Below are 25,476 nucleotides of genomic sequence, written 5' to 3' on the forward strand. Positions count from 1 at the left end.
CTGAAGCTGGCCATCGTCCGCTGATAGACGCTGGCCAGACGACATATAGGCCGCTCTCCATCGGGAACCACGCTAAAACTGCGAAGATCCACTCTCAGGCTGCGCCGTAAAACTGTACAACAGTCTCCCCCCGCATCCTTGTCTCCCCTGTATTTCCCCGTCGCCGTCACCAGGCTGTAACACAGCCTGCCTACACAGAACAGGCCTCATTCTCAGACTATTCCGCAGGAGACGGGACATGGAAAGCATCTTTCTACTCATGCTGGTATTTCTGGCCATCCTGGCCGCAGTGGACCTCTTTGTGGGCGTCAGCAACGACGCCGTCAACTTTCTCAACTCGGCCATAGGCTCGCGCATCGCCAGCTTCAAGGTCATCATGGTGGTGGCCAGCATCGGCGTGCTGCTGGGCTCCACCTTTTCCAGCGGCATGATGGAGATCGCCCGCAGCGGGGTCTTCAATCCCGGAATGTTCACCTTCAACGAGATCATCATCATTTTCTTCGCCGTGATGATCACCGACGCCCTGATGCTGGACGCCTTCAACTCCATGGGCCTGCCCACCTCCACCACCGTGTCCATCGTCTTCGAGCTGCTGGGCGGGGCCGTGGCCGCGGCCCTCATCAAGATCGCCACATCGGGCATCCTGCTCTCCCAGCTGGGGGATTTCATCAACAGCCAGAAGGCCCTGGCCATCGTGTCCGGCATCCTCATCTCCGTGGTGGTGGCCTTCGTGGCCGGTGTGGTGGTGCAGTACATCACCCGCCTGATCTTCACCTTCCACTATGAGCGCATGTACCGCCGCATCGGCGGCATCTTCGGCGGCCTGTCCCTGACGGCCATTTTCTACTTTCTGATCATGAAAGGCGCCAAGGGCGCGTCCTTCATGAAGCCGGAATACCTGGCCTGGATCAATGCCCACACCCTGTCCATCCTGCTGGTGCTGTTCGCGGGCCTGAGCGTGGTTCTGCACCTGCTCATGGCGCGCCGCGGCGTCAACATCTTCAAGATCGTCATCCTGGCCGGCACCTTTGCCCTGGCCTTCGCCTTTGCCGGCAACGACCTGGTCAACTTCGTGGGCGTGCCGCTGGCCGCCTGGGAAAGCTGGCAGCAGTTCACCGCCAGCGGCATGGCCCCCGATGCCTTCACCATGGAGGGCCTGCGCAAGGCCGTGCAGACGCCCACCTTCTACCTGCTGCTCTCCGGCCTGATCATGGTGCTGACCCTGTGGTTCTCCAAAAAGGCCCACCGCGTGGTGCAGACCTCCATCAACCTGAGCAGCAGCACGCGCGGCGATCAGGAACAGTTCGGATCCTCCCTGCCCGGCCGTCTCATCGTGCGCGCGGGCCTGAGCGCCAGCAAGACCCTGCGCCAGATCCTGCCCGCTTCGCTCTTCACTGCCCTCGAAAGCCGCATGCAGCCCGTGGAACAGGTCAAGGGCGCGCCCGTGCTGCCCTTCGACCAGGTGCGCGCCGCCATCAATCTGGTGGTTGCCAGTATCCTCATCGCCTCGGCCACGTCCCTCAAGCTGCCCCTGTCCACCACCTATGTGACCTTCATGGTGGCCATGGGCTCCTCCTTCGCCGATGGCGCCTGGAACCGTGAGAGCGCCGTCTACCGCATCTCCGGCGTGCTGACCGTCATCAGCGGCTGGTTCCTGACCGCCATGTGCGCCTTCAGCGCCTGCGCCCTGATCACCTGGGTCCTGTTCAAGGGCGGCAGCGTGGCGGCCGTTCTCCTCATGCTGGTGGCCGTGGTCAGCCTGGTGCGCTCCAATTTCTTCGGCAAGAAGAAGGAAGAGAGCAGCTTCGACATCGTGACCAGCAACACCGACAAGGACAGCATCCGCGCCCATATCGGCGCTTCGGTGGACGAAATCAGCGATACCGCCGTGCGCCTGATGCTCGAAGGCATTAGCGCCTTCCAGGCCGAGGACGCGAAGAATCTGAACCGTTGCAAGAACGAAGCCATGAACCTTTTTGAAGACATCTCGCGCTCCCGCGGCTCCTACTACCGCATGGCCCTGCGCGGCGGCGGCGACGATCTGGACAACGAAGCGCGGCATATCTACTACCGCATCTTCAACGGCATGAAGGAACTGAGCCACGATCTGCACGCGGTGCTGGGCATGTCCGCCAACCATATCGCCAACCGCCACCGCCCCTACAGCGGCACGCTGGGCGACAATCTGGAAAAGATGCCGGACATCCTGGACGACGCCGCCCGAAACTTCCGGGCCTATGCCGCAGGCGAGGGCTCCCGCGCCGCGTTCTCGGCCTATGCCGACCATTGCTCTTCCCGCATCAGCAAAATCCAGATCGAACTCTTGCAGCGCATTGATACCGAAGGCCTGTCCATGCGCAGCAGTGACCTGTATCTGAACTACCTGCAGTTCGCCCGCGCCTTCATCAACCGTTTCACCATCGTGGCCCTGCTGGAACGCGACCTCAACGACGCCTGCCGCCGCGACGCCGCCCTCAAGGAAGAAGCGGCTGCCGCTCCGGTCCGGGCCTGAGGACGGACACAGACAGACTGACCGCCGGGGAAGGCCCTCCGCATGGAGGGCCTTTTTTCGCGGCCTGCGGTCATCGGACGTGCCGGGGACTCCCTGCGGAAAGTGAGAGCTGACCCTGATTTCATGAGCAAAACGCTCTCCTGTTCCGATGCGTCTGCCCTGGCCGGGCCCGGCTCTGGCTCTGGCCTGCCGGAAGCGATTATGCTATGCTCCCGTCATGATTGAGTACGCCCAGGCACTGAATGAGGCCCAGTATGCGGCAGCCACCAGCGGCGACGGGCCGGTGCTGGTGGTGGCCGGCGCAGGCAGCGGCAAAACCCGCACCATTGTCTATCGTCTGGCCTGGCTGGCCGAGCATGGCGTCTCCCCGGCCTCCATTCTGCTGTTGACCTTCACCCGCAAGGCCGCGCAGGAAATGCTCCAGCGCGCCGGCATGTTGCTGGGGCAGGGGCTGTCCGGCACGCAGGGCGGCACGTTCCACGCCTTTGCCTATGCCGCGCTGCGCCGCTGGCATCCGGCCTGGCTCGGCGAGCGGGCCTTTACGGTCATGGATTCGGCCGACATTGCCGCCGCGATCAAACAGTGCAAGGACGAGCTCAAACTGGGCCGGAACGACCGCTCCTTTCCCAAAACACAAAGCATTGTGGGTTTTTTGAGCAAGGCCCGGAACAAGGAACTTGCGCTGGACGAGGTGCTGCAACGCGAGGCATTTCATCTTTTGCCCCACGCCGAGGCTCTGGCGGCTCTGGGCGCTGCCTATGACGCCTACCGCCGCGAAAAGGGCCTGCTGGATTACGATGATCTGCTCTTCGAGCTGGAGGCCCTGCTGCGCCAGAACGCGCAGGCCGCCCTTGCCCTGCGCGAGCGTTTCAGCCACATTCTGGTGGACGAATATCAGGACACCAATCTTGTGCAGGCCCGTATTGTGCGCCTGCTGGCCGGGCCGGAGGAGGGGAAGCCGGGCAACGTGATGGCTGTGGGCGACGAAGCCCAGTCCATTTACGCCTTTCGCGGGGCGAACGTGCGCAATATTCTGGACTTTCCCAAACTTTTTCCGGGCACGCGGCTGATCCGCCTGGAAGAGAATTACCGCTCCACCAAACCGATCCTGGATGTGGCCAACAGTCTGCTTTCCCATGCGGCCGAGTCTTTCCGCAAAACGCTCTTCACCCGCAAGGAGGGCGGCGAACCCGTGCGCCTGATCACGCCGCTCAGCGACATGAGCCAGGCCAAGCTGGTGGTGCGGCGCATTGAGGAACTTTTGCGCGAGCATCTGCCCCATGAGATCGCGGTGCTCTTCCGCGCGGGCTTTCATTCCTACAATCTGGAAATGGCCCTGAATCAGGCGGGCATCCCCTTTCGCAAATACGGCGGCCTGCGCTATACCGAGGCCGCGCACGTCAAGGACGTGATCGCCTACGCGCGGCTTCTGCTCAACCCCCTGGATCTGCCGGCTTTTGCGCGGGTGGCGGCCCTGCACAGCGGCATCGGGCCCAAAACCGTGCAAAAGCTGTATGCGGTGGTCCTGAGCGGCGACGCCACCGCCGTGGAAAAGGCCTTTGCCCGCTATCCCGGCCTGTTGGAAGACATGCGCTTTGTGGACGGGCTGCGCGCCACGCCGCAAAGCCCGGCCGCCACATTCGGCGCCGTGCTGGAGCACTACCGGCCCATGCTGGAAAACGCGTATCCCGAAGACTGGCCCCGCCGCCAGCAGGGCCTGGAGGAAATCATCCAGATGGCCGCGGGTTATGCCGCGCTGGATCTTTTTGTGGCGGATCTGGCCCTGGAGTCGCCGGAAGAAGACGAGAACGACAACGAGGGGCGGATCACGCTTTCCACGGTACATTCCGCCAAGGGCCTGGAATGGAATGCCGTGCTGATCATCGATCTGGTGGAAGATCGTTTCCCTTCCCGCCATGCCCTGGCCCGGCCGGAGGATTTTGAGGAAGAGCGCCGCCTGATGTATGTGGCCTGCACCCGCGCCCGCAAGAATCTGGATCTCTATGCCCCGGCTTCCCTGTACAGCCGCGCCGAACGCGGCAGCCTGCATGTGAACCAGAGCCCCTTTGTGCGCGAATTGGGTCCCGGCCTGGTCCAGGAATGGGTGGAAGGCTTCGGCGGTATGCTCAGCCCGCGCGTCACGGCTCCGGCTTTGGAAAAAAACGCGGCCGTGCGCCTCCTGCCGCGCCCCCGTCAGCCTGTTCCGGATCTCGCCGCCTTTGACGACTGCCAGCTTCGGCCGGAAGAGGCCGCCCCGGCATCCCCCGCCGGGCGCGAGGCTTCCGCGCGCGCGCCTGCCGCCGGGCCCGGCGCGGCAGACGGCCCACTCTGTTACTGCCGCCACCGCATCTTCGGCCGGGGCAAGATCATCAGGCATCTGCCGCCGGACAAGGTGCAGGTGAACTTTCCCGGCTTCGGACTCAAAACCATTCTGAGCGAATACCTGCTCATGGAGAACTGACATGCTCCGGGTTCCGGTTCTGCCGGCCGATCAGCCGCCCTCGCAACCGCTTTCGGAAGACGGCATCCTGGCCTGTCTGGCGCGCCATTTTCCGCAGACGCATCCTTCACTGCTTTTGGGCAGGGGCGACGACTGCGCCGTGCTCAGGGCCGGGCGTCCGCTCTGCGTGAGCAGCGATCTTTTTCTGGAAGACGTTCACTTCCGGCGCAGCTATTTCGCGGCCCAGGACATCGGGCACAAGGCCCTGGCCGTGAACATCAGCGACCTGGCGGCCTGCGGGGCCCGGCCCCTGGCCTTCACGCTCAATCTGGGGCTGCCCTGCTGGGCGGATATGGCCTGGCTGGAGCGTTTTTTCACGGGCATGGCCGCCCTGGCCACGCAACAGCGCATGGCCCTGGCCGGAGGCGATCTGTCGCGCTGCGAGCGCCTGCACATTTCCGTGACGGTCTGGGGCGAGGCCGCCCATCCCGGCGGTTTTCTGGTGCGCGGCGGCAGTATGCCCGGGGACAGTCTTTTTGTGGTGGGCAGCCTGGGGCTGGCGCGCGTGGGCCTGCATGTTCTGGAAAATGACGGCAGCGCCGCGCTGGCAGACTGGCCCGCGGCCTGCGCCGCGCATTTGCGCCCGGAACCGCAGGTGGATGCTGGCCTGATGCTGGCCAGAGCCGGTTTCAACGCCCGGCCGCCTGCGCTCATGGATCTTTCCGACGGCATCATGCGCGATCTGCCCCGCCTCCTGGGCCTGAGCGGCGAACTGCGCGCCGGAGCCGAAAACGCGGGAACCCGCGCAAGCGCCCGGACTTCCGGCCTGGGCGCGGCCATCCTGCTGCCCCAGGGCCTGCTCCATGCCGAAGTGCTGCGCTATGCCGCCATGCACGGCAAAAATCCCGTGCATGAGGCGCTGCTGGGCGGGGAAGATTACGCCCTGCTGGGTTCCTGCGCGCCGGACATGCTGCCGTCCCTGCACGCGGCCATTCCCGGCTTTATGAGCATCGGCACAGTCACGGCCGGGGGCGGCATTACCTGCAACAATGAAGAGTTGGATCCATGCGGCGACCCGCGCGGCTTTGATCATTTCGAGCAGGGCTGCGGCAGGGAGAATTTTTCACAATGAGAAGCAACTTGGGACAGATGCAGCCGCGCACATGCCCTTTTGTTCCACGCGGCGCGGTTCCACAGGAGAACGCATGGGCCTGATCCCGGATTTTCCCGACCGTCCCGATCTTGCGGGCATTGTAAAAGACATGCGCGCCATCTGCCGCGACGCATGGCAACAGGGCCTGCTTTCGGGCTGCAACGGCAACGCCAGTTGTCGCCTGGATGGGGACCGAATCTGCGTGACCCGTTCGGGCGCAGCCAAAGGCCGTTTGCAGGCTGAAGACTGCTGCCTTGTGGATCTGCACTCCGGCCTCACCCTGGCAGGCGGCCCGGCCAGCACGGAATTGGGTATGCATCTGGCCATCTACCGCGCCCTGCCGGACTGCGGCGCCGTGCTGCACACCCATCCCCGTCGCCTGCTGGCCCTGAGCCTGCATCCGGGCGGCAATACGGAGGACTTCCTGCGCCTGCCGCTCTTTGAGGCTGAAACCTGGCGGGCGCGCTTGGGTTGCGCGCCCGCGCTGGAGCCCGGCGGGCAGGCTCTGGCCCGCGCCGTGGCCCTGGCCGCGCAGCAACGCCCGGCCGTCTGGATGGCCGGGCACGGCTTGTGCTGTTGGGGAAAGACTCTGGCCGACGCCCTGTGCATGAGCGAAGAGCTGGAACATCTGGCCGCGGTGCAGTTACTCGCTTTGCAGGCACGGCCGCTAGGCTGACGGCCAGACCACAGCCTGAACCTCAGGGCCGTCCTCTGCCGTCAGAGAAGCGGGCAACGGGCTTGTGCCGGGCGGCAAAGGCTGCTTGAGCGCGTTCTCGGTGCGTTCAAAAAGATTGGCGAGGATTGAATTGGAGACAAGCATACCGCTGCGGGTCAGGCGCAGATAGCCGTGCCGGATGCGGATCAGCCCGTTTTCGTGCAGGGCCTGGATCAGGCGCTGGTGATCGCGCAGAAAGTCGCGGCCCGTCAGCTCGCGATAGGCTTTGAGGCGCAGGCCGCGCGCCGTGCGCAGGCGCAGCATGATCAATTCCAGCACGCGCAGCCTGGGCGTCAGTTTTTCCGCCTCCTGGTCCAGGGAGCCCTGGCGGGTTCTGGCGTGCCAGGCTTGCTGGCTTGCGGGGTTGGTCCAGCGCCGCCCCAGCATGGTGGACGTGGCCGACGGCCCCAGGCCCAGATAATCCGCGCCCTCCCAATAGCCCATATTGTGCCGGCACTGAAAGCCCATGCGCGCGAAATTGGAAATCTCGTAGTGCAGATAGCCGCGCTCTTCCAGAAAAGCCGCGCCTTCCATGAACATGATATTCTGATCCCGCTCCGGCGGCAGCGTGAGCCGTCCTTCCTCGCAATCCAGCTCCAAAGGCGTGCCCGGCTCCAGCGTCAGGCCGTAGGCGGAAATATGATTGGGCTCCATGCGGGCCACGTCCTTCAGCGTTTGCAGCCATTGGCGCACGCTCTGGCCGGGCAGGCCCCACATCAGATCCACGCTGATATTGGCGCAGCCCGCCTCCCGCGCGGCAAAAGCCACATGCAGGCTGTCCTGGGCCTTGTGCGGCCGCCCGAGGGTGCGCAGCATGGTCTCGTCCAGACTCTGAATGCCGATGGACAGGCGATTGACGCCCGCGCTCAGATACCGGGGCACGCTGTCCCGGCCGCGCAGGGATTCGGGATTGGCTTCCAGGGTGATTTCCGCCTTGGGCGCAAGCCTGAAATACCTGGCCAGCCGCTCCAGCACAATGCCCACAATGCGCGGCGGCAGCAGGCTGGGCGTGCCTCCGCCAAAAAAAACGCTCTGCACCTCGCTGCCGCCGAACCGGTCGCCCCAGTGCGCCAGCTCCAGCAGCAGGGTGTCCACATAGTCGCGCACCACGGGCGAGCCCGCGGCTTCCACACCGCGCCCCAGCGGAATGGAATGAAAAGCGCAGTAGCGGCAGCGCGTGCGACAGAAGGGAACATGAATATAGACGAGCATGGGTAGTTTCCGTTGCCAAAAACATGGCCTCCGAACCGGGAGGGCTGCAAGGATTGTGCCTGACACAAGGATACGCCGCTGAAGACATTCCCCGGATTGCCCCGCCCCACGTTACGCCGCGCTTGGCAAAAATGCCCGCGCGGCGTATATTCGGGAGCTCATAACAACAATGCCGCTTTACAAGGCGAGGAGAGTTTATGGATATACGTTTCCAGAACCTGGGGCCCGAACACTGGAAAGCCCAGGTCATGCTGGCTCCTGCCTGCCAGGGCGAGGACATCTTACGCCAGTGCCCCGAACTGGACAAGGCAGCGCCCTGGCTGGCCGTGGCGCCGGCCCGGCGCGACTTCCAGGGCAAAAACGGCGAATTGGCCCTGTTCCACGGCCATCCTGATTTGCCGGTGCCGCGCGTGCTGGCCGTGGGCCTGGGCCCGCGCGAAAAAGTGGATGCCGCCGTGCTGCGCAAGGCTGTGGCCGCGGCCGTGCAGCGCTGCCGCGAGCAGGGCTTTGCTTCGATTCTTTTGCCGGAACCGGCCTTGGCGCGGCTGCCCGGAGGCCCGGAACGCCTGGTGGAGGAAAGCGTCTGCGCGGCCCTGCTGGCGCTGTACCGCTTCACGATGCTGAAAAAGGCCGAAGCGGATGAACCGGCCGATCCCCAATGGCTGGCCCTGGGCTTTGACGGCCAAACCGTGCCCGACGGCGCGCAGGCCGCGGCCCGCAGGGGCGAACGCGCGGCCGGGGCCATCTGCCTGGCACGGGATCTGGCCAATATGCCCGCCAATTTGCTCCACCCCGAAGCACTGGCCCAACGTGCGGCGGAACTGGCCAAAGAATGCGGCTTCACCTGCACCATACTGGAGAGCGACGCCCTGGCCGAACAGGGCATGGGCGCGCTTTTGGCCGTGGGCCAGGGATCGGCCCGGCCGCCTTGCCTGGTGGTGCTGGAACACGCGCCCCAGGGGCACGAACAGGAAAAACCGCTGATATTCGTGGGCAAGGGTCTCACCTTCGACACGGGCGGCATCTGCCTCAAGCCCGCGGCCAACATGCAGCAGATGAAATGCGACATGAGCGGCGCGGCCGCCGTGCTGGCGGCCATTGCGGCCCTGGCCCGCGAGGACGCGCCGCGCCGGGTCGTGGGCCTGCTGGCCTGCGCCGAGAACATGCCCGGCGGCCGGGCCATGCGCCCCGGCGACGTGGTGCGCGCGGCCAGCGGCGACAGCGTGGAAATCGTGAATACCGACGCCGAGGGCCGCCTGGCGCTCTGCGACGCTCTGGCCTACGCGCAGAAACACTGGACGCCCGCGGCCGTGGTGGATATCGCCACCCTGACCGGCGCCTGCGCCGTGGCTCTGGGCACGGAAGTGGCCGGATTGTTCTGCGACGACGCGGCCCTGGCCGAGCGGATCGTTGCGGCAGGCGGGGCCTGCGGCGAGAACTACTGGAAACTGCCGCTCTGGCAGCCCTATGCCGAAAGCCTGAAAAGCGAGGTGGCGGACATCTGCCACATGGGCCCGCGCGAGGGCGGCGCCATTAATGCCGCGCTCTTTTTGCAGCATTTTCTGCAGAAGGGCGTGCGCTGGGCCCATCTGGACATTGCGGGCGTGGACTGGAACGCCAAAAAAACGCCGCTCTGCCCTGTGGGCGCGTCGGGCTTCGGCGCGCGCACCCTGCTGGAACTGGCCAGAGGGGGCGTGCAATGAAAGTTTTTCTCCTGGGAGCCGGCCCCGGCGATCCCGGCCTGCTGACCCTCAAGGCAAGGGACGTTCTGGCCCGTGCCGACGTGGTGATCTATGACGCGCTGGCCAACGAGAGCCTCTTGCGCCATGCCCGGCCCGAAGCCGAATTGATCTATGTGGGCAAAGTGGCGGGCAATCATGCCCTGCCGCAGGCTGAGATCAACGCGCTTCTGGTGCGCAAGGCCAAAGAGGGCAAGGTGGTGGCCCGGCTCAAGGGCGGCGATCCCTATATTTTCGGGCGCGGCGGCGAGGAGGCCGAGGAATTGCTGGCAGCGGGCGTGCCCTTTGAGGAAGTGCCGGGCATCAGCAGCGTTGTGGCCGCCCCGGCCTATGCGGGCATCCCCCTGACCCACCGTGATTTGGCCTCTTCCGTGACCATCATCACGGGCCACGAGAATCCGGACAAAGCCGGTTCGGCGCACAACTGGCAGGCCCTGGCCCGCAGCGCCTCCACCCTGGTCTTTGTGATGGGCATGAAAAATCTGCCGCACATCGCCCGCAACCTGACGGCCGCGGGCCTGGACCCGCGCACCCCGGCGGCTCTGATCTACCGGGGCACCACCCCGCAGCAGCGCAGCCTGGTCGCAACTCTGGCAGAACTGCCCCAGGCCGCTGTGGACGCGCATTTCACCAATCCCGCGGTCATTGTGGTGGGCAAGGTGGCGCAACTGCATGACGCATTGAACTGGTTCGAGCACAAGCCGCTTTTCGGCGCAAGCGTGGTGGTGACCCGCGCGCGGGAGCAGGCCAGCGGCCTGGCCCGCAGCCTGGCCGAGCTGGGAGCCGAGGTCATCCAGTGCCCGACCATTGAAATCCGGCCTCTGCCCGACTACGCGGAGCTGGACGCAGCCGTGGCCCGCCTGGCAAGCTATGCCTGGGTGATTTTCACCTCAGTGAACGGGGTGCGGCACTTCTGGCGGCGGCTGGACAAGGCCGGGCTGGACAGCCGGGCCCTGGCCGGATGCAAGGCGGCAGCCATCGGCCCGGCCACGGCCGAGGAGCTGGCCCGGCACGGCATCCGCCCGGATTTCGTGCCCGATCGCTATGTGGCCGAGGGCGTGCTGGAAGGCCTGCTGGCCCGGGAGGCCGGCGCTCTGGCCGGGAAACGCCTTTTACTGCCGCGCGCGGCCAAAGCCCGCGACGTGCTGCCCAGGGAGCTGCGCAAGGCCGGGGCCGTGGTGGACGTGATCGCGGCTTACGAAACCGTGCCCGCGGCTGCCCGCAAGGATGAGGTGCTGGCCCGGATCCAGGCGGGCACGCTCTCCTGCGTGACATTCGGCTCTTCCTCCACGGTGGAGAATTTTCTGGCTCTGATTCCGGCGGCTGTGCTCAAGGCGCATCCAGAGGTGCAACTGGCGGCCATCGGCCCGGTGACGGCCGAAACCCTGCGCAAACACGGGCTGGACTGCCATATCCAGCCTGGGGAATATACCATCCCGGCCCTGGTGGAAGCCCTGAAAGACAGACTTGCAACGCGCCCGGCGGCGCACTGAGGCGCCCATGCCCCTGAAGATAGCACTGCTTGCCTCTGGCGGCGGCACCAATGCCCAGGCCATGATCGACAAGGCCGCAAGCGGCATTCTGGATGTGGACATCCGCCTGATCGTTTCCAACCGGCCGGGCGCGGGCGTGATCGGGCGGGCCCGCAAGGCCGGGCTGCCCTTTCTCGAACTGGATCACACGGCCCACGCCGACCGCGAGAGCTTTGACCGCGTGCTGATCGCCGCCCTGCGCGAGAGCGGCGCGCAGCTCATTGTGCTGGCCGGGTACATGCGCCTGCTCACGCCCGCCTTTCTTCAGGCCTTTGCCGGGCAGGTGGTCAATATTCACCCGGCCCTGCTGCCCAGTTTTCCGGGCGTGCGCGGCGGAGCCGACGCCCTGGCCTACGGGGTGAAAATCTCTGGCTGCACCGTGCATTTTGTGGAGGAAAAGGTGGACAGCGGCCCGGTGATCATCCAGGCCGCCGTGCCGGTCAACGCGGGCGAGGAGCCGGACAGCCTGATGCGGCGCATCCACGCCCTGGAGCACCGCATTTATCCGCAGGCCCTGCAATGGCTGGCGGAAGGGCGGATCAGTGTGCGCGGCCGGGAGGTGCGCCTTGCGCCGGGCAAACGCCAACGGCTCGCGCCGGACGGCGACTGGCTGGTCTGGCCGCCGCTGGAAGAAGGCTTTTAGAGCGGTTTGCTAATTTCATTGGCAAAACGCTCTAAAAGCTCTACGCCCAGGCCGCGCGGATCAGCTCGTACAGCTTGACCGAAAGGGCCTTGAGATCCGGCTTGCTGTACTGGGCGTCCGCGCCAACGGAAGCGCACTTGCGCGCCAGACTCTCGTTGATCATGGAGGAGAAGATAGCCACGGGCAAGGCTTTCAGAACCGGATCGCCCTTGATCTGCTTGCACAGGGCCAGGCCGTCCATGGAAGGCATTTCAATATCCGTGATGATTCCCTGCAGATACGCGGAAATGGGTTGCCCCTCCTCCTCGCTCCTGGCGCGCAGTTCCTTGAGATAGTCCCAGGCTTCCTGGCCGTTGACGCATTGGCGGACCTTGAAGCGGCCTTCCCGGCCGAGCAGGTCCAGAACCAGGGAGCGGATGCTGCTGGAATCATCCACATGCAGGATATTGTATGTCTTGCCGTCAGAGTCCGCCATGTCCGAGGCGTCGAAACGGATGGCCATGGTCGGGTGCAGCTCGGCCACAATGGCTTCCAGATCCAGCAGAAAGATGACCCGCTCCTCCAGACGCACCACGCCGGTCACCGAGCTCTGGCTGATGTTCTGAAGAAAATTTCCGGGCGCTTCCACATCCGTCCAGCTCAGACGGTAGATGCGGTTGACGCCCGAAACCAGAAAGCCGGTGCAGACCGTATTGAACTCCGTGACAATAACTTTGGCGTCCTCATTTTCGATGGGGCCGCTGCCCAGAAAGCGGGCCATGTCAATGAGCGGCACAATGCGGCCGTTGCGGTGCGGAAAAGCCCCCAGCAGGGCCGGATGACGCATTTCCGGCATGGAAGTCACGTTCTGACGGCGGCCGATCTCCACCACCTTGGCCACATTCAGGCCATAATGGCCCTCATAGCCGTCCTGGTTGATGAAAAACTCAACAATTTCCAGCTCATTGGTGCCGGTTTCAAGTAAAATATTGGTCTGCGCCATGATCTGACTCCGTTTGCGGGATGGCCCGCGGCTCAGGCGGCGTCGGCCGCTGAAGCCGATACCGGTAATAACGGAAAATTTACAGGACCCCGGGCATCCGGCGGCCGCGCAAACGGGCACAAAAGCCGCGCGCGGGCCACGCGGATACACTCTCTTTTCGACCGGGATCAAAAAAAAATTACCCGCGCAGCCCGCATTTTATTCCACGTTTTTTTTCCGCGCGTGAGGCTGTTTGGGCAGCGGGATCAGGCCTCTGCCCGGAAAAGCGCCGTGGACATGTAGCGCTCGCCGGTATCGCAGGCAAAGGTGACGATATTTTTGCCGCGCATTTCCGGCCGGGCCGCCACCTGCATTGCGGCCAGCACATTGGCCCCCGTCGAAATGCCCGCGCAAATCCCCTGGCTGCGCATGAGCGTGCGGGCCGCGGCAACGGCTTCCTGCCCGTCCACCCGGATGATTTCATCCAGCAGGGCGCGATCCAGAATTTCCGGCACAAAACCCGCTCCAATGCCCTGAATGGGATGCGGGCCGGCTTTGCCCCCGGAAAGCACGGGCGAAGCGGCGGGCTCCACGGCAATGACCTTGAAGCCGGGCTTTTGCTCTTTCAAAAAACGGCCCGCGCCCGTGATCGAGGAGCCCGATCCCACGCCTGCCACCAGCACATCCATCGTGCCGTTGCCGTCTTTGTGAATTTCCGGCCCGGTGCTCAGATAATGGGCCTGCACGGCTTCGGGATTGGTGAACTGGCCGAGGATATGCCCGCCCGTGGCCGCGGCGATGCGCCGGGCCTCCTGCACTGCTGCGCCCATGCCCTTGTCCGCCGGGGTAAGCCTGAGCTCGGCGCCCAGGGCCTTGAGCAGATTGCGCCGCTCCAGGCTCATGGATTCGGGCATGGCCAGCACGCAGCGCAAGCCCCGCCGGGCCGCCACCAGCGCCATGCCAATGCCCATGTTGCCGCTTGTGGCCTCCACCAGCACGCCGCCCGGCTTCAGCTCGCCTGTTGCCAGGGCGCGATCAATGAGGTGCAAGGCCACGCGATCCTTGATCGAGCCGCCGGGATTGCGGTTTTCCAGCTTGAGCCAGATTGTGCCGGGCAGATCGTGGGCAAGATCCAGGCGCACCAGCGGCGTGGCGCCGATTGTCTGCAAAATACTCGTCAGCATGTGATCCTCGTGCGTGAAAAGATGTGATCCTGATGAAAAAAACGGCCTTCACGGAGGGCGCCCATGCCGGGCGCGCCCGCACGAGAGCATTTTGCTGATAAAAGCAGCAAACCGCTCCAAAGCCTGGAGGAAAGGCGTCCCGTCCCTTGCGCGAATTTTTCTTCCGGCCTCTTGACATGGATGACAACTCGCCTTAAAGAAGCCTCCGCACTTCTACTGGCTCCAAAACCACGAGTGCGCAGCCTATGGAGGACTGTCATGAAAATACTGCAACTGGTTCCGCTTCTTCTGGCGTTGGCCTTGTGCGTGGCCGGCGGCGTGGCGCATGCCAAGGCCGATACGGTGGCTCTGTACACCGAGGCCGTCATGACCGGCGATGTGCCCGTCCTGGAAAAACTGCTTGCCCCCAACTACTGGCATATCAGTGCCAACGGCCATATCCGGGACAAGGAACACTTTATCCAAAGCATCAAGAGCAAGGCTTTGGTGGTGGATCGCCTGACCATCACCAATGTGCGCGAAACCATGATCGGCAACACCCGCCTGCTCACGGGCAACGGTTTCCTCAAGGGAACCACCGTGCCGCCGCTGCCGCAGGGCCTGATGCGCTATACCATGGTCATTGCCGACAATAACGGCACGCAGCAGGTCGTGCTCTTTCAGGCCACCCCTGTGCAGCCTGCGCCCGACTGCAAGGACGGCAACTGCCGAATCCAGTAACGAGCCGCGCGCCCATGCAATCGACTGCCGCTGCCCTTGGGCAGCGGCGTTTTTTTTTCTCTGCCGGACACTCAGGGCTCTGCCGCTCTTATTCAAAACGGCTTGCGCCGGTGATCAGCACCATGTCCACGGGCACGTTTTCATGTATGCCCTGGCTTTTGGTTTTGACCCTGGCGATCTTGTCCACCACATCCATGCCCTCGGTGACCCGGCCGAAAACGCAATAGCCCCAGCCGTCGGGCGTGGGCGCGCTGTGGTTCAGAAAATCGTTGTCCACCAGGTTGATGAAAAACTGGGCCGTGGCGCTGTGCGGATCGCGGGTGCGAGCCATGGCAATGGTCCCGCGCTCGTTTTTCAGACCGTTGTCGGCCTCGTTCTCCACAGGCTTTTTGGTCTCTTTTTCGTCCATGCGCGCGCCCATGCCGCCGCCCTGGATCATAAAGCCAGGAATCACGCGATGAAAAATCGTATTGGCGTAAAAGCCCTCATCCACATACTGCAAAAAATTGGCCACGGTTTTGGGGGCCTTGTCCTGGAAAAGTTCAATCAGAATGTCGCCGGATGAGGTTTCCAGCAAGACAACGGGATTGTCAGCCATGATCGCTCCTTGCTCTTGAGGGGATGCGCGCGGCGGCCCTGGCGCCGCGACCGCGCAGATGTTGACTATAGGGCATGCCCCGCCGGATGACAATGCCTGTCTCAAGATATACACTGCGCCAATGCCTGTGAAACCGGTAAAATCCGCAAACGCTGTCCCCGCCCGGCTGCCCGGCCTTGCGGCTCCCCCTGGGCGTCCTGCGGCGCAGCCGCCGCGCCATCTGCCGCCCGAAAGCCATCTGCCCCAATTGCAGGAAGCCCTGTTGGCCTGGTTTGCCGCGCATCAGCGGCCCCTGCCCTGGCGCGTCACATACACGCCCTATGAGGTCTGGATTTCCGAAGTCATGCTGCAGCAGACCCAGATGGAGCGCGGCGTGAACTATTTCAGGCGCTGGATGGCCCGCTTTCCGGATGTGGCTTCTCTGGCCGCGGCCTCAGAAGATGAGGTGCTGCGCCTCTGGGAAGGCCTTGGCTATTACTCGCGCGCCCGGCATCTGCTGGCCGCGGCCCGGCAAATCATGGAAAAACACCGGGGGATCTTCCCGTCCGCTCCGGCGGACATCCGCGCCCTGCCGGGCGTGGGCCCCTACACGGCCGCGGCCGTTGCCAGCATCGCCTTCAATGAAAGGCTGCCCTGCGTGGACGCCAATGTGGAGCGGGTACTGGCCCGCCTCTTTGATCTGGACACGCCGGTCAGGCAGGAGCCCGCGGCCTCTGCCGTGCGGGCCTGGGCCCTGCGCCTTGTGCCCGATGGCAGGGCCCGCGAGCACAATCAGGCCATAATGGAACTGGGGGCTCTGGTCTGCGGCAAAAAACCGCGCTGCCCGGTCTGTCCTCTGGCCCCCTTTTGCGTCAGCCTGCATCTGGGCATTGCGGATCAGCGCCCGGTGCCCGGCAAACGAAGCCCTGTCACGCCCCTGGAGGTGGTGGCCGGCGTGCTCCGGCGCAATGGCCTGATTTTTGTTCAAAAACGTCTGGCTACCGGCGTCTGGGGCAACCTCTGGGAATTTCCCGGCGGCCGGGTGGAAGCCGGCGAAAGCCCCCCACAAGCCGTTGTGCGCGAATTTCGTGAGGAGACCGGCTTTGCCGTGGCAGTGGACGGCGCGTGCGGCATCATCCGGCACGGCTACACCACATACAGGATCACGCTGCACTGCTTTCTTCTCGGCCCGGCCGGGCAAATGGCGCGCTCTGCAAAGAAAAGCGCCGCGCCTCCAGCCCCGCCCGTGCTCACGGCCGCCAGTGACTGGCGCTGGGTCACGCCCGCCGAGCTGGAGCAGTTGGCCATGCCCGCGGCGCATCGCAAGCTGGCGGATCAACTTTTCGGGCCAGGCGGCCGGGGATTTTTGCCGGGCTTTGGCCCCGCCGCGCCATGAGCGGCCGCAATGGCGAAGTGCGGCCTATTCCTTGAGTTGGCCCGTGAGCCTGCCCAAAGTTTGCGTCAGGTCCATGAGCCTGGACATTTCCTCGCGCGACCTGGTCATGGATTCGGCCGTTTGCGCCGCCACGGCGTTGATTCCCGTAATGGAAAGGAGGATTATTATGTACTTTGCGGAAAAGGGCGCGGAAAATACCCAAACATGCGTGGAACTGGCCTTGAAGGCGGCGGCGCAGAGAAAGATCGCGCATATTGTTGTCGCCAGCGGCAGCGGAGATACCGCAAAGCTGTTCAAAAACGCCCAGGGCGTGCGGGTTGTTTGCGTGACCAACGCCTATGGCTCCCGCGAGCCGGGAAAGGCCAGAATCCCGGCTGCGGCCCGCGAGGAATTGGAGAGCGCGGGCATCAGGGTTTTTGCCGCAACCCATGTGCTGAGCGGCGCGGAGCGGGGCATCAGCAGAAAGCACGGCGGCGTGAGCCCGGTGGAGCTGATGGCCGACACGCTGCGGATGTTCGGCCAGGGCGTCAAGGTCTGCGTGGAGATTGCCGTCATGGCCCTGGACGCGGGCCTGATTCCCTATGGCGAGGAAGTGGTGGCCGTGGCGGGCAGCGGCCGCGGGGCGGATACCGCCGTCCTGCTCACGCCGGCGCATGCCAATGCCATTCTGGACACGAAGATCAACGAGATCCTCTGCAAGCCGCGCCATTTTTAGCGCGGGCCGCGGCTCTCGCGCCGGGCCTGCCCGCGCCCGGCAATGGCTGCCGCCGCATTGTGCCAGGCGGAGTTATGGAGCCGCCCCTGCTCACAGCGCTCCTCCGGCGGACTGGCTGTTGTGCGCCCCGGCCTGGTCGGAGCCGGGAAGCCGTGCGGCGCGGCGGCAGATGTCCCTGTGCGGCGGTTCGCCGAACAGGCGTTTATACTCGCGATTGAACTGGGTCACGCTTTCATAGCCCACTGCCGCGGCCGCGTGGGCCGCGTTTTCGTTTTCGGTCAGCATCAGACGCTGGGCTTCATACAGGCGTAACTGCTTGTGGTACTGCAAGGGGCTGAAGCCCGTAATCTTTTTGAAATGGCGGTGCAGGCTTGAGACGGACATGTGCACCTGACGGGCCAGATCCTCCAGCCGCAAGGACGCGGCCGGATTCTGCCGCAGCAGGGCAATGGCCTGCACAATACTGTGGTTTTGCGTTCCCTGCGTGTGCAGACGCCGCAGAATGCCTCCGTGCGGGCCGATCAGCAACAGATAGTGCAGCTCGCGCAGGATCATGCCGCTGCGGATGGGAATCTGTTCCGGCGTGTCCAGAAGTTTCACAAGCCGCAAGATTCCCTCCAGAAAATCCGGCCCGGCATCGGCAACGGCCACGCCCGGGCCGTGCTCCTGGCTGGCGGGCGGCAAATCCTGCCCCATTTCCAGAAGCAGATCGGCAATCATCTGCCGGTTCAGATAAAAGAAGAGCGCCAGGAAGGGCTGTTGGGGCGTGGACCCAACCATATAGGACGTGCTGGGCAGATCCACGCCCGATACAAGGCACTGACTCTCGGCGATATCCAATGTGCGCGTGCCGATGATCGAACGCTTGCGGCCCTGCACCAGAATGGAGGCCAAGGGCTTTTCAAAGCAGCGTTCCGAGCTGTTGGCGGCTTCGCGGCGAACCAGGGTCAGACCGTGAACAGCGGTCTGCAAAGCGGCCGGGCCGCGCAGACGGCGCAGCAGAACCTGCTTGAGCTCGGCCATGACGGCCGCCGCTTTTTCCCGCTCCTGTCCGGTCATGGCGATCCTCCCCGCGCGCCTTGCGTTTCTGTTTGCCGCCACAGGCTCCTTTATAGGAAGAAATTTTTTCTCTAGTACAGCCTCTGATATAATCAGGCAGGGCTGCCCCTACTCTTCCTTTTGGGGCAGCGTAATGCCCGGAAAAATCTTGATCACCGCCGCATCCGCCTCGCGGCCCAGACCGCGCGCGCGGGCCGCTACGAACTGCTGTAGCGCGGCTGCGGCCAGGGGCGCGGGCAGGGCCTGCTCCCGCGTTGTTTCAGTGACGATGCCCAGATCCTTGACGAAGATGTCCACGGCGCTCAAGGGCGTATAATCTCCGCTGAGCACATGCTTCATGCGGGTTTCAAACATCCAGGAATTGGCCGCCGCGCTGGTGATGACCGTATAGATGTCCTCTGCGGCCAGGCCCATGCGCAAGCCCAAAGCCATGGCTTCGGCGGCCACGGCGATATGCGCGCCTGCCAGCAGTTGATTGACCACCTTCATGGCCGAGCCTTTGCCTGCTTCGTCTCCCAAACGGTGAACCACGGCGGCAACGGCCTTCAGGCCCGTCTCGGCTCTGGCAAAGGCTTCGGGCGAGCCTGAGGCCATGACGCTCAGTTTTCCGGCCCTGGACTGGGCCGGCCCGCCGGATACCGGCGCATCCAGATAGAGCAGGCCGAGTCCGGCCAGACGCTGCTCCAGATCCCGCGCAAAGGCGGGTCTGACCGTAACGCAGCCAACCACCAGGCTTCCGGCTTTCATGGCCCGCGCGGCCTTGCCCTGACCGAAAAGCACGTCTTCCACCTGAGCCTCGTTGACCACGGCCAGAAAGAGCACATCCGCGGCCGCGGCCGCTTCTGCCGGATCATGGGTAGTTTGCCCGCCGTTCTCGGCAAAGACGCGCAGAGGCTTGGGGCCGCGATTGCAACCCACGGTTTTCAAGCCGGCACGCAGCAGGGATTGGGCCATGCCCAGGCCGATGGCCCCCAGCCCGATGACCGCGTAAGTCTGTTGCGGCATATACTGTTCTCCTTTGCGGCTGATGAAGCGGCCCAGGCGCGCTTGCTCGCCGCGTTCCCGATGTATAGCCCAAAGCGGGCGCGGCCGCCAGAGCGGGCTAGAGCGGTTTGCTGTTGAAAACAGCAACCGCTCTGGCGGCCGCGGGAGCGGACGCCCGCGCCGAATGAGCCTGAAAACAACGCTTTTCAGGCGAAATGATGGCAGCGCCGCTTTTGAAATTGAATAATTTCAAAAGCAAAATGCTCTTTGGGGAAAAGCGCCCGGCGGCTTCCGCGAAGCGGCTTTGCGGATCGCCGAAAAGCCTGAATCCGTGGCCCGGCACATGGGCCTCGCGGCATTTGCCCGCCGAAAGATTGGCGTGTATGCTGGCCGCCGTCCGCCTGCCCCTCCTCGCGGATCTTGCGGCGCAAGGCGGCCGGCCGCGCACAACGTCATTCACAAAGGAAGATTGATGCAGCAAGTGACCATTCATACCGACGGCTCCTGCCTGGGCAATCCCGGCCCCGGCGGCTGGGCCGCCGTGCTCTGCCTGGAGAGCGCGGCGCATCGCAAGGAACTTGCGGGCGGCTATGCCCTGACCACCAATAATCGCATGGAAATCACGGCCGTGCTGGAAGCTCTGGACGCGCTCAAGACGCCGTGCGCCGTGGAACTTTTCACGGATTCGCAATACGTCTGCAACAGTGTGGAAAAACGCTGGATCTGGGCCTGGCAGAAAAGGAACTGGCTCAAGGCCGACAAAAAGCCCGTAAAAAACGTGGATCTCTGGCAAAAGCTGTTGCCGCAACTGGCCCGGCACAAGGTGCGCTTTCACTGGTTGCGCGGTCATGCCGGTCATGCCGAGAACGAGCGCTGCGACGTTCTGTCCCGGAGCTGCGCCGCACGCCGGGATCTGCCGCCGGATCCCGGTTTCGACCCCCGCGATCTGTAGCCTCGCCATGCCTGCTGTGGACGCAAGCTTTACCCTGGCCGGGCTCTGGCATTCTCTGGGCTGGCCTTTGCTGCGCCTGCTCATGGGCCTGGCCGCAGGTCTGCTGATCGCCAATCTGCTGGAGGCCCTGCGCTGGACGCGGCATCTGGCCCGGCTGGCCGCGCCCCTGGCCCGCGCGGCCCATCTGCGCGAGGTGGCCGGGGCTTCCTTTTCCCTGGCCTTTGTCTCCCCGGCGGCGGCCAACGGCTTGCTGTCCGAGAGTCACAACGCCGGGGAACTCTCAGGCCGCGAGCTTATGCTGGCCAATCTGTTCAACAGCCTGCCCGCGTATCTGGTGCACATGCCCACTATTTTTCTGCTCACCTGGCCGGTGCTGGGCGCGCCGGCCGTGTTTTATGTGGGCCTTACCCTGGCGGCAGCGGCCGGGCGCACGGCCTTTACCGTGCTGCTGGCCCGCAGCCTCCTGCCGCCCCCGCCGCCCGGCTGCCTGGTCTGCAAGGCCGGCAGCGACGAGCGCACCCGCTGGGGCGCGGCCCTGCGCACGGCCTGGAAGCGTTTTCGCCGCCGTCTGCCCAAGCTGGTGTATTTTACCGCGCCCATCTATGTGCTGATGTACCTTTTGCAGCACTACGGCTTTTTCAGTCTGGCCGAGAACTGGCTGGCCGGGCACATGGGCTGGCTCTCCTTTCTCAAGCCGCAGGCCATGGGCATCATCGTCCTGCATCTGGCCGCGGAGCTGGGCGCGGCCCTTGGCGCGGCGGGCAGCGTGCTCCAGACCGGCGGCCTTTCGGCCCGCGACGTGGTGCTGGCGCTGATGGTGGGCAATATCCTTTCCACGCCCATGCGCGCGCTGCGCCATCAGTTGCCGGCCTATTCCGGCTTTTTCCGGCCCGGCCTGGCCCTGCGCCTGATCCTTGCCAATCAGGGCCTGCGGGCCGCCAGCATGGCGCTGGTGACGCTTTTGTATTATTATTGTTCATAAGAGGCGGGCAGAATGGAGAAAAAGAAAAAGGAGACGGCAATGACGACAGTGGAAGAAAAAACCGCGCGCGTGCTGCGCCCCGATCACAAGGGCGCGCGGGTCACAGTGCTGCTGCAACCCGAAGAAACGCTCCTTTCCCTGCCCCGTCCCAAAACCGCGCGGCAGTTGCTGGAAGCTTTGCATCTGGCCGAGGAGAGCGCCCTGGTGGCGCGAAACGGCGATCTGCTCACCCCGGATCGGCGCATCTGGCCCGACGACGATCTGCTGGTGCGCAAGGTGGCTTCTTCGGGCTAGCCAGGGTCTGCCCTGCCGGGCCTTGCCGCTCCGCTTGCTCCCGGGCCTGGAACATGATACCCGCAAGCATGTTTGACATAAATTTTTCCCAGGCCCTGCAAACCCTGGCTGTTGCCGCTGTGCCCGCGCTGCTGGGGATCATCCTGCACGAAATGGCCCACGGCTGGGTGGCCGAGCGTTGCGGCGATCCCACAGCCCGCTTTATGGGCCGCCTGACCCTCAACCCCCTGCCGCACATTGATCCCGTGGGCCTGCTGGTTTTTGGCCTGACAAGCCTTTCCGGGGCCTTCGTCTTCGGCTGGGCCAGGCCTGTGCCCGTCAATCCCCGTTATTTCCGCAATCCCGCAAGGGACATGATGCTGGTGGCTCTGGCCGGGCCGTTGACCAACTTTCTGCTGGCCATCCTTTTCGGGGTGATGCTGCGCCTTGTGCTGGCCCTTTTTCCGCCCCAGGCCTGGCTGGGGAACACTGTCTACGTTTTTGCGCTGGCCTCCCTGCAAGCCGGAGTGGTGATCAATTTCGGCCTGGGCTGGCTGAATCTTTTGCCCATTCCGCCGCTGGACGGCAGCAAGGTTCTGTCCTATTTTCTGCCGGGCGACATGGCCTGGCGCTATCTGAACATTGAGCGTTACGGCTTTGTTATTCTTTTGCTGTTGCTGTTCACCGGCCTGCTGGGCTATGTGCTCTGGCCGCTGGTGAGCGGCAGTTCCCGGATGCTTTTATCCCTTCTGGGCCTGCAATAAGGCGCGCATTTTTTCGAGGGGCGCGCGCCGCGTGCGGGCCCGGCGCGCAAGGGCGGCTTTTGGCTGCCGCAACGGCCTTGCGGATCAACGCCGCCCACACCGGCGGCCTCAAGAACATAAGGACGGCCTTTTGATGAGCACAGAACTGCGCACGGTTTCCGGCATGCGGCCCACCGGGCCCCTGCACCTCGGGCATTATTTCGGGGTGCTCAAGAACTGGATTGCACTGCAGGAACGCGAGGAGGCCTATTTTTTTGTGGCCGACTGGCATGCCCTGACCAGCGATTACGCTGACCCCTCGCGCATCCGCCATAACATTGCCGAGATGGTCAAAGACTGGGTGGCCGCGGGTCTTGATCCGCAAAAATGCGTCATTTTCCGCCAGTCCGCCGTCAAGGAGCACGGCGAGCTTTCGCTCCTGCTTTCCATGATCACCCCGGTTTCCTGGCTGGAGCGCAACCCCACATACAAAGAACAGCAACAACAAATCACCAATAAGGATTTGGGCAACGCGGGCTTTCTCTGCTACCCGGTGCTGATGGCCGCGGACATTCTCATGTACCGGCCGCACGGCGTGCCCGTGGGCGAGGATCAGTTGCCGCACCTGGAGCTGACCCGTGAAATAGCGCGCCGGTTCAACGGTTTTTACGGGCCGTTCTTTCCCGAGCCCCAGGCCATGCTCACCCCGGCGGCCAAGTGCCCGGGGCTGGACGGGCGCAAAATGTCCAAAAGCTACAATAACGGCATCTTTCTTTCGGACAGCTTCGCGGACATTGAGCCCAAAGTGCGCGGCATGTTCACGGACCCGGCGCGCCTGCGCAAATCCGATCCCGGCAATCCCGATGTCTGCAATCTTTTCCCCTACCATGTGCTGCTGACCGGCCCGGAGCAGCGGGCGGAAATCCGCCGGGGCTGCGCCTCGGCCCAACTGGGCTGCGTGGAGTGCAAAAAAATCTTCCTCAAAAATCTGGAAGCCTTTCTCGGCCCCCTGCGGGAACGCCGGGCGGCCCTGGACGCCAGGCCGGGCGCGGTGGAGGAAATTCTCAGCCAGGGCAATGAGCAGGCCCGCGCCTTTGCCGTCACCACTATGGCCCATGTGCGGCAAAAAATGGGGCTGTGATTCCTTGAAGTGGCTGGGCGTGGACTATGGCCTGGCCCGCACCGGGCTTGCCGTATCCGATCCGGAAGAGCGGCTGGCTTTTCCCCTGGCGACCCTGCGGCTTGAGGATTACCCGGACCGCAAGGCCTTTCTTGCCGCCCTGGCCGAGCGCATCCGGCGTGAGGGAGCCGGGGGAGTGGTCATGGGCCTGCCCCTGCCGGCTGACGGCAGGGAAAGCCTGACCACGCGCCAGGTGCGCAATGTCACTGAACGCCTCAAACGGCGGCTGGATCTGCCTGTTTTTTTCATGCCCGAGTTCCTCAGCTCCGAAGAAGCCTGGGCGGATTTGCGCGACGCGGGCCTCTCAGCCCGCAAGCGCCGCGCCGTGCTGGATCAACAGGCGGCCGTGCGTATTCTGGCCTCTTTTCTGGCCCTGCCCCCTGAACAGCGGAGACCGGCATGAAAACCATGCTGCGCATTCTGAGCCTTGCGCTGCTGCTGATTCTGGCCGCCTGCGGCTGGCTGTGGCACGAAGCCCATGTTTTTTTGCATACCGCGCCCGAAACGCCGGGCCGTGAAATGCTTTTCGACGTGCCGCAGGGCGCGCGCTTTGCGCAGGTTGCCGCCGCCCTGGCCCAAAAGGGTCTGGTTACAGACGCGCGCAAGTTCAGCCTCCTGGCCCGTTACAAGAAATGGGACAATCGTCTGCAAGCCGGGCGTTTTGCCCTGAACAGCGGCTGGCTGCCCGAAAAGGTGCTGGACATGCTGGTCAACGGCAGGCCCGTGCTCTTCAGGATCACCGTGCCCGAGGGTCTGAGCTGGTGGCAGACCGCGCGTCTGCTGGAAGAGGCCGGTCTGGTCCGCTTTGCGGACTTCCGGGACGTGATCACGGACCCCGCTTTTCTGCGTCATTACGGCATCCCCTTTGCCACTGCCGAGGGCTTTCTGATGCCCGACACCTATCTGCTGAAAAAGGCCGACGCGCCGGATGACGCCCGCTTCAAGGCTCAGGCCCGGGCCGTGGCAGGGCGCATGGTGGACAATTTCTGGCGCAAGGCCGCCAAGGTCTGGCCGGGCAACAGCAAGCCCAAAGTCCAGGACCTCAAACAATGGGTCATTCTGGCCTCTGTGGTGGAAAAGGAAACCGCTCTTGACGCGGAGCGGCCGCGCGTGGCCGGGGTCTACAAAAACCGGCTGGCGCGGAAAATGCCGCTGCAAGCCGATCCCACGGTGATCTACGGCCTGGGGCCGGGCTTTGACGGCAATTTGCGCCGCAAAGATCTCGACGATCCGGCCAATCTGTATAATACCTACCAGCGGCCGGGCCTGCCTCCGGGCCCCATCAGCTCCTTCGGCACAACGGCCCTGGCTGCCGCCGTCAATCCCGAGGCCCATGATTTTCTCTATTTTGTGGCGAAAACCGACGGCGGCGAGCATGCCTTTTCCACCAATCTGGCGGATCACAACCGGGCGGTGCGCCAATATCTGCGGAACAGGCGCTCCGGGCGTTAGGCGCGAGCCACAGCGACCGGAGGCGGCCCGGCCGTTGAGCCTGCGCCGCATGCGTGCTATCCTGCCTGAGGAGGCCCCATGAAGTATTTAATCGTGGAAGACTTTTCCGGCCGGCCCGTGCCCTTTATTTTTCCGCGCCGGGTGGATCACGGCGACATGCGCGACCAGCTGCCCTACGGCCAGATCATCGCGGGCGGGGTTCTCGAACTGGGGCCCGCGGGCTTTGTCTGCAGCGGCGGCAGCAATGAGCTGGGCATCAAGGCCCGGCCTGCGGAGGATGCGGCGATCATTGCCGAGGCCCTGCGCTGCCGTTGAGCCGCCATCGGTCTTGCCCGGCAGACCCGGAGCAACA

General features: G+C 64.2%; 24 protein-coding genes. 18 read left to right on the forward strand and 6 right to left on the reverse strand.

All coding sequences use genetic code 11. From position 1 onward, the window contains the following. The first annotated feature begins 238 nt into the window (after window positions 1–238). The 4 genes from G7Y51_RS07895 to G7Y51_RS07910 all read left to right on the forward strand — a co-directional run bounded on the left by G7Y51_RS07895 (window position 239) and on the right by G7Y51_RS07910 (window position 6,781). Complete coding sequence (locus tag G7Y51_RS07895) at window positions 239–2,512, forward strand: inorganic phosphate transporter (RefSeq protein ID WP_165176261.1); 2,274 nt, start codon at window positions 239–241, stop codon at window positions 2,510–2,512. A 217-nt stretch (window positions 2,513–2,729) separates the two neighbouring features. Beyond that, on the forward strand, window positions 2,730–4,973 hold the full coding sequence (locus G7Y51_RS07900) for an ATP-dependent helicase (RefSeq protein WP_165176307.1): 2,244 nt from the start codon (window positions 2,730–2,732) through the stop codon (window positions 4,971–4,973). A gap of 1 nt (window position 4,974) precedes the next feature. After that, on the forward strand, window positions 4,975–6,084 hold the full coding sequence (gene thiL / locus G7Y51_RS07905; RefSeq protein ID WP_165176263.1) for a thiamine-phosphate kinase: 1,110 nt from the start codon (window positions 4,975–4,977) through the stop codon (window positions 6,082–6,084). Between the two features lie 31 nt (window positions 6,085–6,115). Continuing rightward, on the forward strand, window positions 6,116–6,781 hold the full coding sequence (locus tag G7Y51_RS07910; protein ID WP_241160175.1) for a class II aldolase/adducin family protein: 666 nt from the start codon (window positions 6,116–6,118) through the stop codon (window positions 6,779–6,781). On the opposite strand, the gene hemW is transcribed toward G7Y51_RS07910, so the two are convergent. Continuing rightward, complete coding sequence (gene hemW, locus G7Y51_RS07915; RefSeq protein WP_165176265.1) at window positions 6,773–8,032, reverse strand: radical SAM family heme chaperone HemW; 1,260 nt, start codon at window positions 8,030–8,032, stop codon at window positions 6,773–6,775. The two genes, G7Y51_RS07910 and hemW, sit on opposite strands and share 9 nt — an antisense overlap. A gap of 197 nt (window positions 8,033–8,229) precedes the next feature. On the opposite strand from hemW, the gene G7Y51_RS07920 reads away from it, so the two are divergent. Genes G7Y51_RS07920 through purN form a run of 3 tightly spaced genes read left to right on the forward strand, consistent with a single transcriptional unit; the run spans window position 8,230 to window position 11,946 of the window. Continuing rightward, window positions 8,230–9,735, forward strand: a complete 1,506-nt coding sequence (locus G7Y51_RS07920) for a leucyl aminopeptidase (RefSeq protein ID WP_165176267.1) — start codon at window positions 8,230–8,232, stop codon at window positions 9,733–9,735. Next, on the forward strand, window positions 9,732–11,264 hold the full coding sequence (gene cobA, locus G7Y51_RS07925) for a uroporphyrinogen-III C-methyltransferase (RefSeq protein WP_165176269.1): 1,533 nt from the start codon (window positions 9,732–9,734) through the stop codon (window positions 11,262–11,264). Before G7Y51_RS07920 ends, cobA begins: the two co-directional genes overlap by 4 nt. 7 nt (window positions 11,265–11,271) lie before the next feature. After that, on the forward strand, window positions 11,272–11,946 hold the full coding sequence (gene purN, locus G7Y51_RS07930; protein ID WP_165176271.1) for a phosphoribosylglycinamide formyltransferase: 675 nt from the start codon (window positions 11,272–11,274) through the stop codon (window positions 11,944–11,946). 40 nt (window positions 11,947–11,986) lie between these two features. Here the strand turns inward: purN and G7Y51_RS07935 are convergent, their stop codons facing one another. Together G7Y51_RS07935 and cysK are read right to left on the reverse strand one after the other, a co-directional pair. After that, window positions 11,987–12,928, reverse strand: coding sequence for a chemotaxis protein (locus tag G7Y51_RS07935; RefSeq protein ID WP_165065917.1), 942 nt, complete (start codon window positions 12,926–12,928; stop codon window positions 11,987–11,989). 245 nt (window positions 12,929–13,173) lie between these two features. Continuing rightward, on the reverse strand, window positions 13,174–14,091 hold the full coding sequence (gene cysK / locus G7Y51_RS07940) for a cysteine synthase A (RefSeq protein ID WP_165176273.1): 918 nt from the start codon (window positions 14,089–14,091) through the stop codon (window positions 13,174–13,176). Between the two features lie 258 nt (window positions 14,092–14,349). Between cysK and G7Y51_RS07945 the strand changes: the two genes are divergently transcribed. Continuing rightward, window positions 14,350–14,811, forward strand: a complete 462-nt coding sequence (locus G7Y51_RS07945) for a nuclear transport factor 2 family protein (RefSeq protein WP_165176275.1) — start codon at window positions 14,350–14,352, stop codon at window positions 14,809–14,811. 88 nt (window positions 14,812–14,899) lie between these two features. Here G7Y51_RS07945 and G7Y51_RS07950 read toward each other — a convergent pair whose 3' ends face one another. Continuing rightward, entirely contained in the window at window positions 14,900–15,409 is a 510-nt protein-coding gene (locus G7Y51_RS07950) for a peptidylprolyl isomerase (protein ID WP_165176277.1), read from the reverse strand. A gap of 121 nt (window positions 15,410–15,530) precedes the next feature. Between G7Y51_RS07950 and mutY the strand changes: the two genes are divergently transcribed. Together mutY and G7Y51_RS07960 are read left to right on the forward strand one after the other, a co-directional pair. Continuing rightward, window positions 15,531–16,784: an A/G-specific adenine glycosylase gene (gene mutY / locus G7Y51_RS07955; RefSeq protein WP_165176279.1), complete on the forward strand. Its 1,254-nt coding sequence runs from the start codon at window positions 15,531–15,533 to the stop codon at window positions 16,782–16,784. Window positions 16,785–16,950: 166 nt separating this feature from the next. Then, window positions 16,951–17,499, forward strand: a complete 549-nt coding sequence (locus tag G7Y51_RS07960) for a pyruvate kinase alpha/beta domain-containing protein (RefSeq protein WP_165176281.1) — start codon at window positions 16,951–16,953, stop codon at window positions 17,497–17,499. A gap of 90 nt (window positions 17,500–17,589) precedes the next feature. Here the strand turns inward: G7Y51_RS07960 and G7Y51_RS07965 are convergent, their stop codons facing one another. Beyond that, window positions 17,590–18,558: an AraC family transcriptional regulator gene (locus G7Y51_RS07965; RefSeq protein WP_165176283.1), complete on the reverse strand. Its 969-nt coding sequence runs from the start codon at window positions 18,556–18,558 to the stop codon at window positions 17,590–17,592. Window positions 18,559–18,666: 108 nt separating this feature from the next. Then, entirely contained in the window at window positions 18,667–19,563 is an 897-nt protein-coding gene (ltnD, locus tag G7Y51_RS07970) for an L-threonate dehydrogenase (RefSeq protein ID WP_165176285.1), read from the reverse strand. Window positions 19,564–20,014: 451 nt separating this feature from the next. Between ltnD and rnhA the strand changes: the two genes are divergently transcribed. From rnhA to G7Y51_RS08010, 8 genes are all read left to right on the forward strand, one after another. Further along, the gene (rnhA, locus tag G7Y51_RS07975; protein WP_165176287.1) at window positions 20,015–20,494 is read left to right on the forward strand and encodes a ribonuclease HI; all 480 of its coding nucleotides are present in this window, start codon (window positions 20,015–20,017) and stop codon (window positions 20,492–20,494) included. A gap of 7 nt (window positions 20,495–20,501) precedes the next feature. After that, the gene (locus G7Y51_RS07980) at window positions 20,502–21,476 is read left to right on the forward strand and encodes a hypothetical protein (RefSeq protein WP_165176289.1); all 975 of its coding nucleotides are present in this window, start codon (window positions 20,502–20,504) and stop codon (window positions 21,474–21,476) included. Between the two features lie 39 nt (window positions 21,477–21,515). Next, window positions 21,516–21,770 (forward strand): hypothetical protein, encoded by a 255-nt coding sequence (locus tag G7Y51_RS07985; protein ID WP_165066295.1) that lies wholly within the window; start codon window positions 21,516–21,518, stop codon window positions 21,768–21,770. A gap of 68 nt (window positions 21,771–21,838) precedes the next feature. Beyond that, window positions 21,839–22,513 (forward strand): site-2 protease family protein, encoded by a 675-nt coding sequence (locus G7Y51_RS07990; protein WP_165176291.1) that lies wholly within the window; start codon window positions 21,839–21,841, stop codon window positions 22,511–22,513. Window positions 22,514–22,646: 133 nt separating this feature from the next. Further along, complete coding sequence (gene trpS / locus G7Y51_RS07995) at window positions 22,647–23,633, forward strand: tryptophan--tRNA ligase (RefSeq protein ID WP_165176293.1); 987 nt, start codon at window positions 22,647–22,649, stop codon at window positions 23,631–23,633. A 4-nt stretch (window positions 23,634–23,637) separates the two neighbouring features. Next, on the forward strand, window positions 23,638–24,075 hold the full coding sequence (gene ruvX, locus G7Y51_RS08000; RefSeq protein WP_165176295.1) for a Holliday junction resolvase RuvX: 438 nt from the start codon (window positions 23,638–23,640) through the stop codon (window positions 24,073–24,075). Then, on the forward strand, window positions 24,072–25,124 hold the full coding sequence (gene mltG, locus G7Y51_RS08005; protein ID WP_165176297.1) for an endolytic transglycosylase MltG: 1,053 nt from the start codon (window positions 24,072–24,074) through the stop codon (window positions 25,122–25,124). The genes ruvX and mltG overlap by 4 nt, the downstream gene beginning before the upstream one ends. 78 nt (window positions 25,125–25,202) lie before the next feature. After that, the gene (locus G7Y51_RS08010; RefSeq protein ID WP_165066280.1) at window positions 25,203–25,439 is read left to right on the forward strand and encodes a hypothetical protein; all 237 of its coding nucleotides are present in this window, start codon (window positions 25,203–25,205) and stop codon (window positions 25,437–25,439) included. Window positions 25,440–25,476 lie beyond the last annotated feature (37 nt).

Source organism: Desulfovibrio sp. ZJ369 (assembly GCF_011039085.1).
Classification (GTDB): Bacteria; Desulfobacterota; Desulfovibrionia; order Desulfovibrionales; family Desulfovibrionaceae; genus Desulfovibrio.

Bases quoted from the DNA above. Each gene is read 5' to 3' on its own strand.
- G7Y51_RS07895 (WP_165176261.1), top strand. From the start codon at position 239: ATGGAAAGCATCTTTCTACTCATGCTGGTATTTCTGGCCATCCTGGCC.
- G7Y51_RS07900 (WP_165176307.1), top strand. From the start codon at position 2,730: ATGATTGAGTACGCCCAGGCACTGAATGAGGCCCAGTATGCGGCAGCC.
- thiL (WP_165176263.1), top strand. From the start codon at position 4,975: ATGCTCCGGGTTCCGGTTCTGCCGGCCGATCAGCCGCCCTCGCAACCG.
- G7Y51_RS07910 (WP_241160175.1), top strand. From the start codon at position 6,116: ATGCCCTTTTGTTCCACGCGGCGCGGTTCCACAGGAGAACGCATGGGC.
- hemW (WP_165176265.1), bottom strand. From the start codon at position 8,032: ATGCTCGTCTATATTCATGTTCCCTTCTGTCGCACGCGCTGCCGCTAC.
- G7Y51_RS07920 (WP_165176267.1), top strand. From the start codon at position 8,230: ATGGATATACGTTTCCAGAACCTGGGGCCCGAACACTGGAAAGCCCAG.
- cobA (WP_165176269.1), top strand. From the start codon at position 9,732: ATGAAAGTTTTTCTCCTGGGAGCCGGCCCCGGCGATCCCGGCCTGCTG.
- purN (WP_165176271.1), top strand. From the start codon at position 11,272: ATGCCCCTGAAGATAGCACTGCTTGCCTCTGGCGGCGGCACCAATGCC.
- G7Y51_RS07935 (WP_165065917.1), bottom strand. From the start codon at position 12,928: ATGGCGCAGACCAATATTTTACTTGAAACCGGCACCAATGAGCTGGAA.
- cysK (WP_165176273.1), bottom strand. From the start codon at position 14,091: ATGCTGACGAGTATTTTGCAGACAATCGGCGCCACGCCGCTGGTGCGC.
- G7Y51_RS07945 (WP_165176275.1), top strand. From the start codon at position 14,350: ATGAAAATACTGCAACTGGTTCCGCTTCTTCTGGCGTTGGCCTTGTGC.
- G7Y51_RS07950 (WP_165176277.1), bottom strand. From the start codon at position 15,409: ATGGCTGACAATCCCGTTGTCTTGCTGGAAACCTCATCCGGCGACATT.
- mutY (WP_165176279.1), top strand. From the start codon at position 15,531: ATGCCTGTGAAACCGGTAAAATCCGCAAACGCTGTCCCCGCCCGGCTG.
- G7Y51_RS07960 (WP_165176281.1), top strand. From the start codon at position 16,951: ATGTACTTTGCGGAAAAGGGCGCGGAAAATACCCAAACATGCGTGGAA.
- G7Y51_RS07965 (WP_165176283.1), bottom strand. From the start codon at position 18,558: ATGACCGGACAGGAGCGGGAAAAAGCGGCGGCCGTCATGGCCGAGCTC.
- ltnD (WP_165176285.1), bottom strand. From the start codon at position 19,563: ATGCCGCAACAGACTTACGCGGTCATCGGGCTGGGGGCCATCGGCCTG.
- rnhA (WP_165176287.1), top strand. From the start codon at position 20,015: ATGCAGCAAGTGACCATTCATACCGACGGCTCCTGCCTGGGCAATCCC.
- G7Y51_RS07980 (WP_165176289.1), top strand. From the start codon at position 20,502: ATGCCTGCTGTGGACGCAAGCTTTACCCTGGCCGGGCTCTGGCATTCT.
- G7Y51_RS07985 (WP_165066295.1), top strand. From the start codon at position 21,516: ATGACGACAGTGGAAGAAAAAACCGCGCGCGTGCTGCGCCCCGATCAC.
- G7Y51_RS07990 (WP_165176291.1), top strand. From the start codon at position 21,839: ATGTTTGACATAAATTTTTCCCAGGCCCTGCAAACCCTGGCTGTTGCC.
- trpS (WP_165176293.1), top strand. From the start codon at position 22,647: ATGAGCACAGAACTGCGCACGGTTTCCGGCATGCGGCCCACCGGGCCC.
- mltG (WP_165176297.1), top strand. From the start codon at position 24,072: ATGAAAACCATGCTGCGCATTCTGAGCCTTGCGCTGCTGCTGATTCTG.
- G7Y51_RS08010 (WP_165066280.1), top strand. From the start codon at position 25,203: ATGAAGTATTTAATCGTGGAAGACTTTTCCGGCCGGCCCGTGCCCTTT.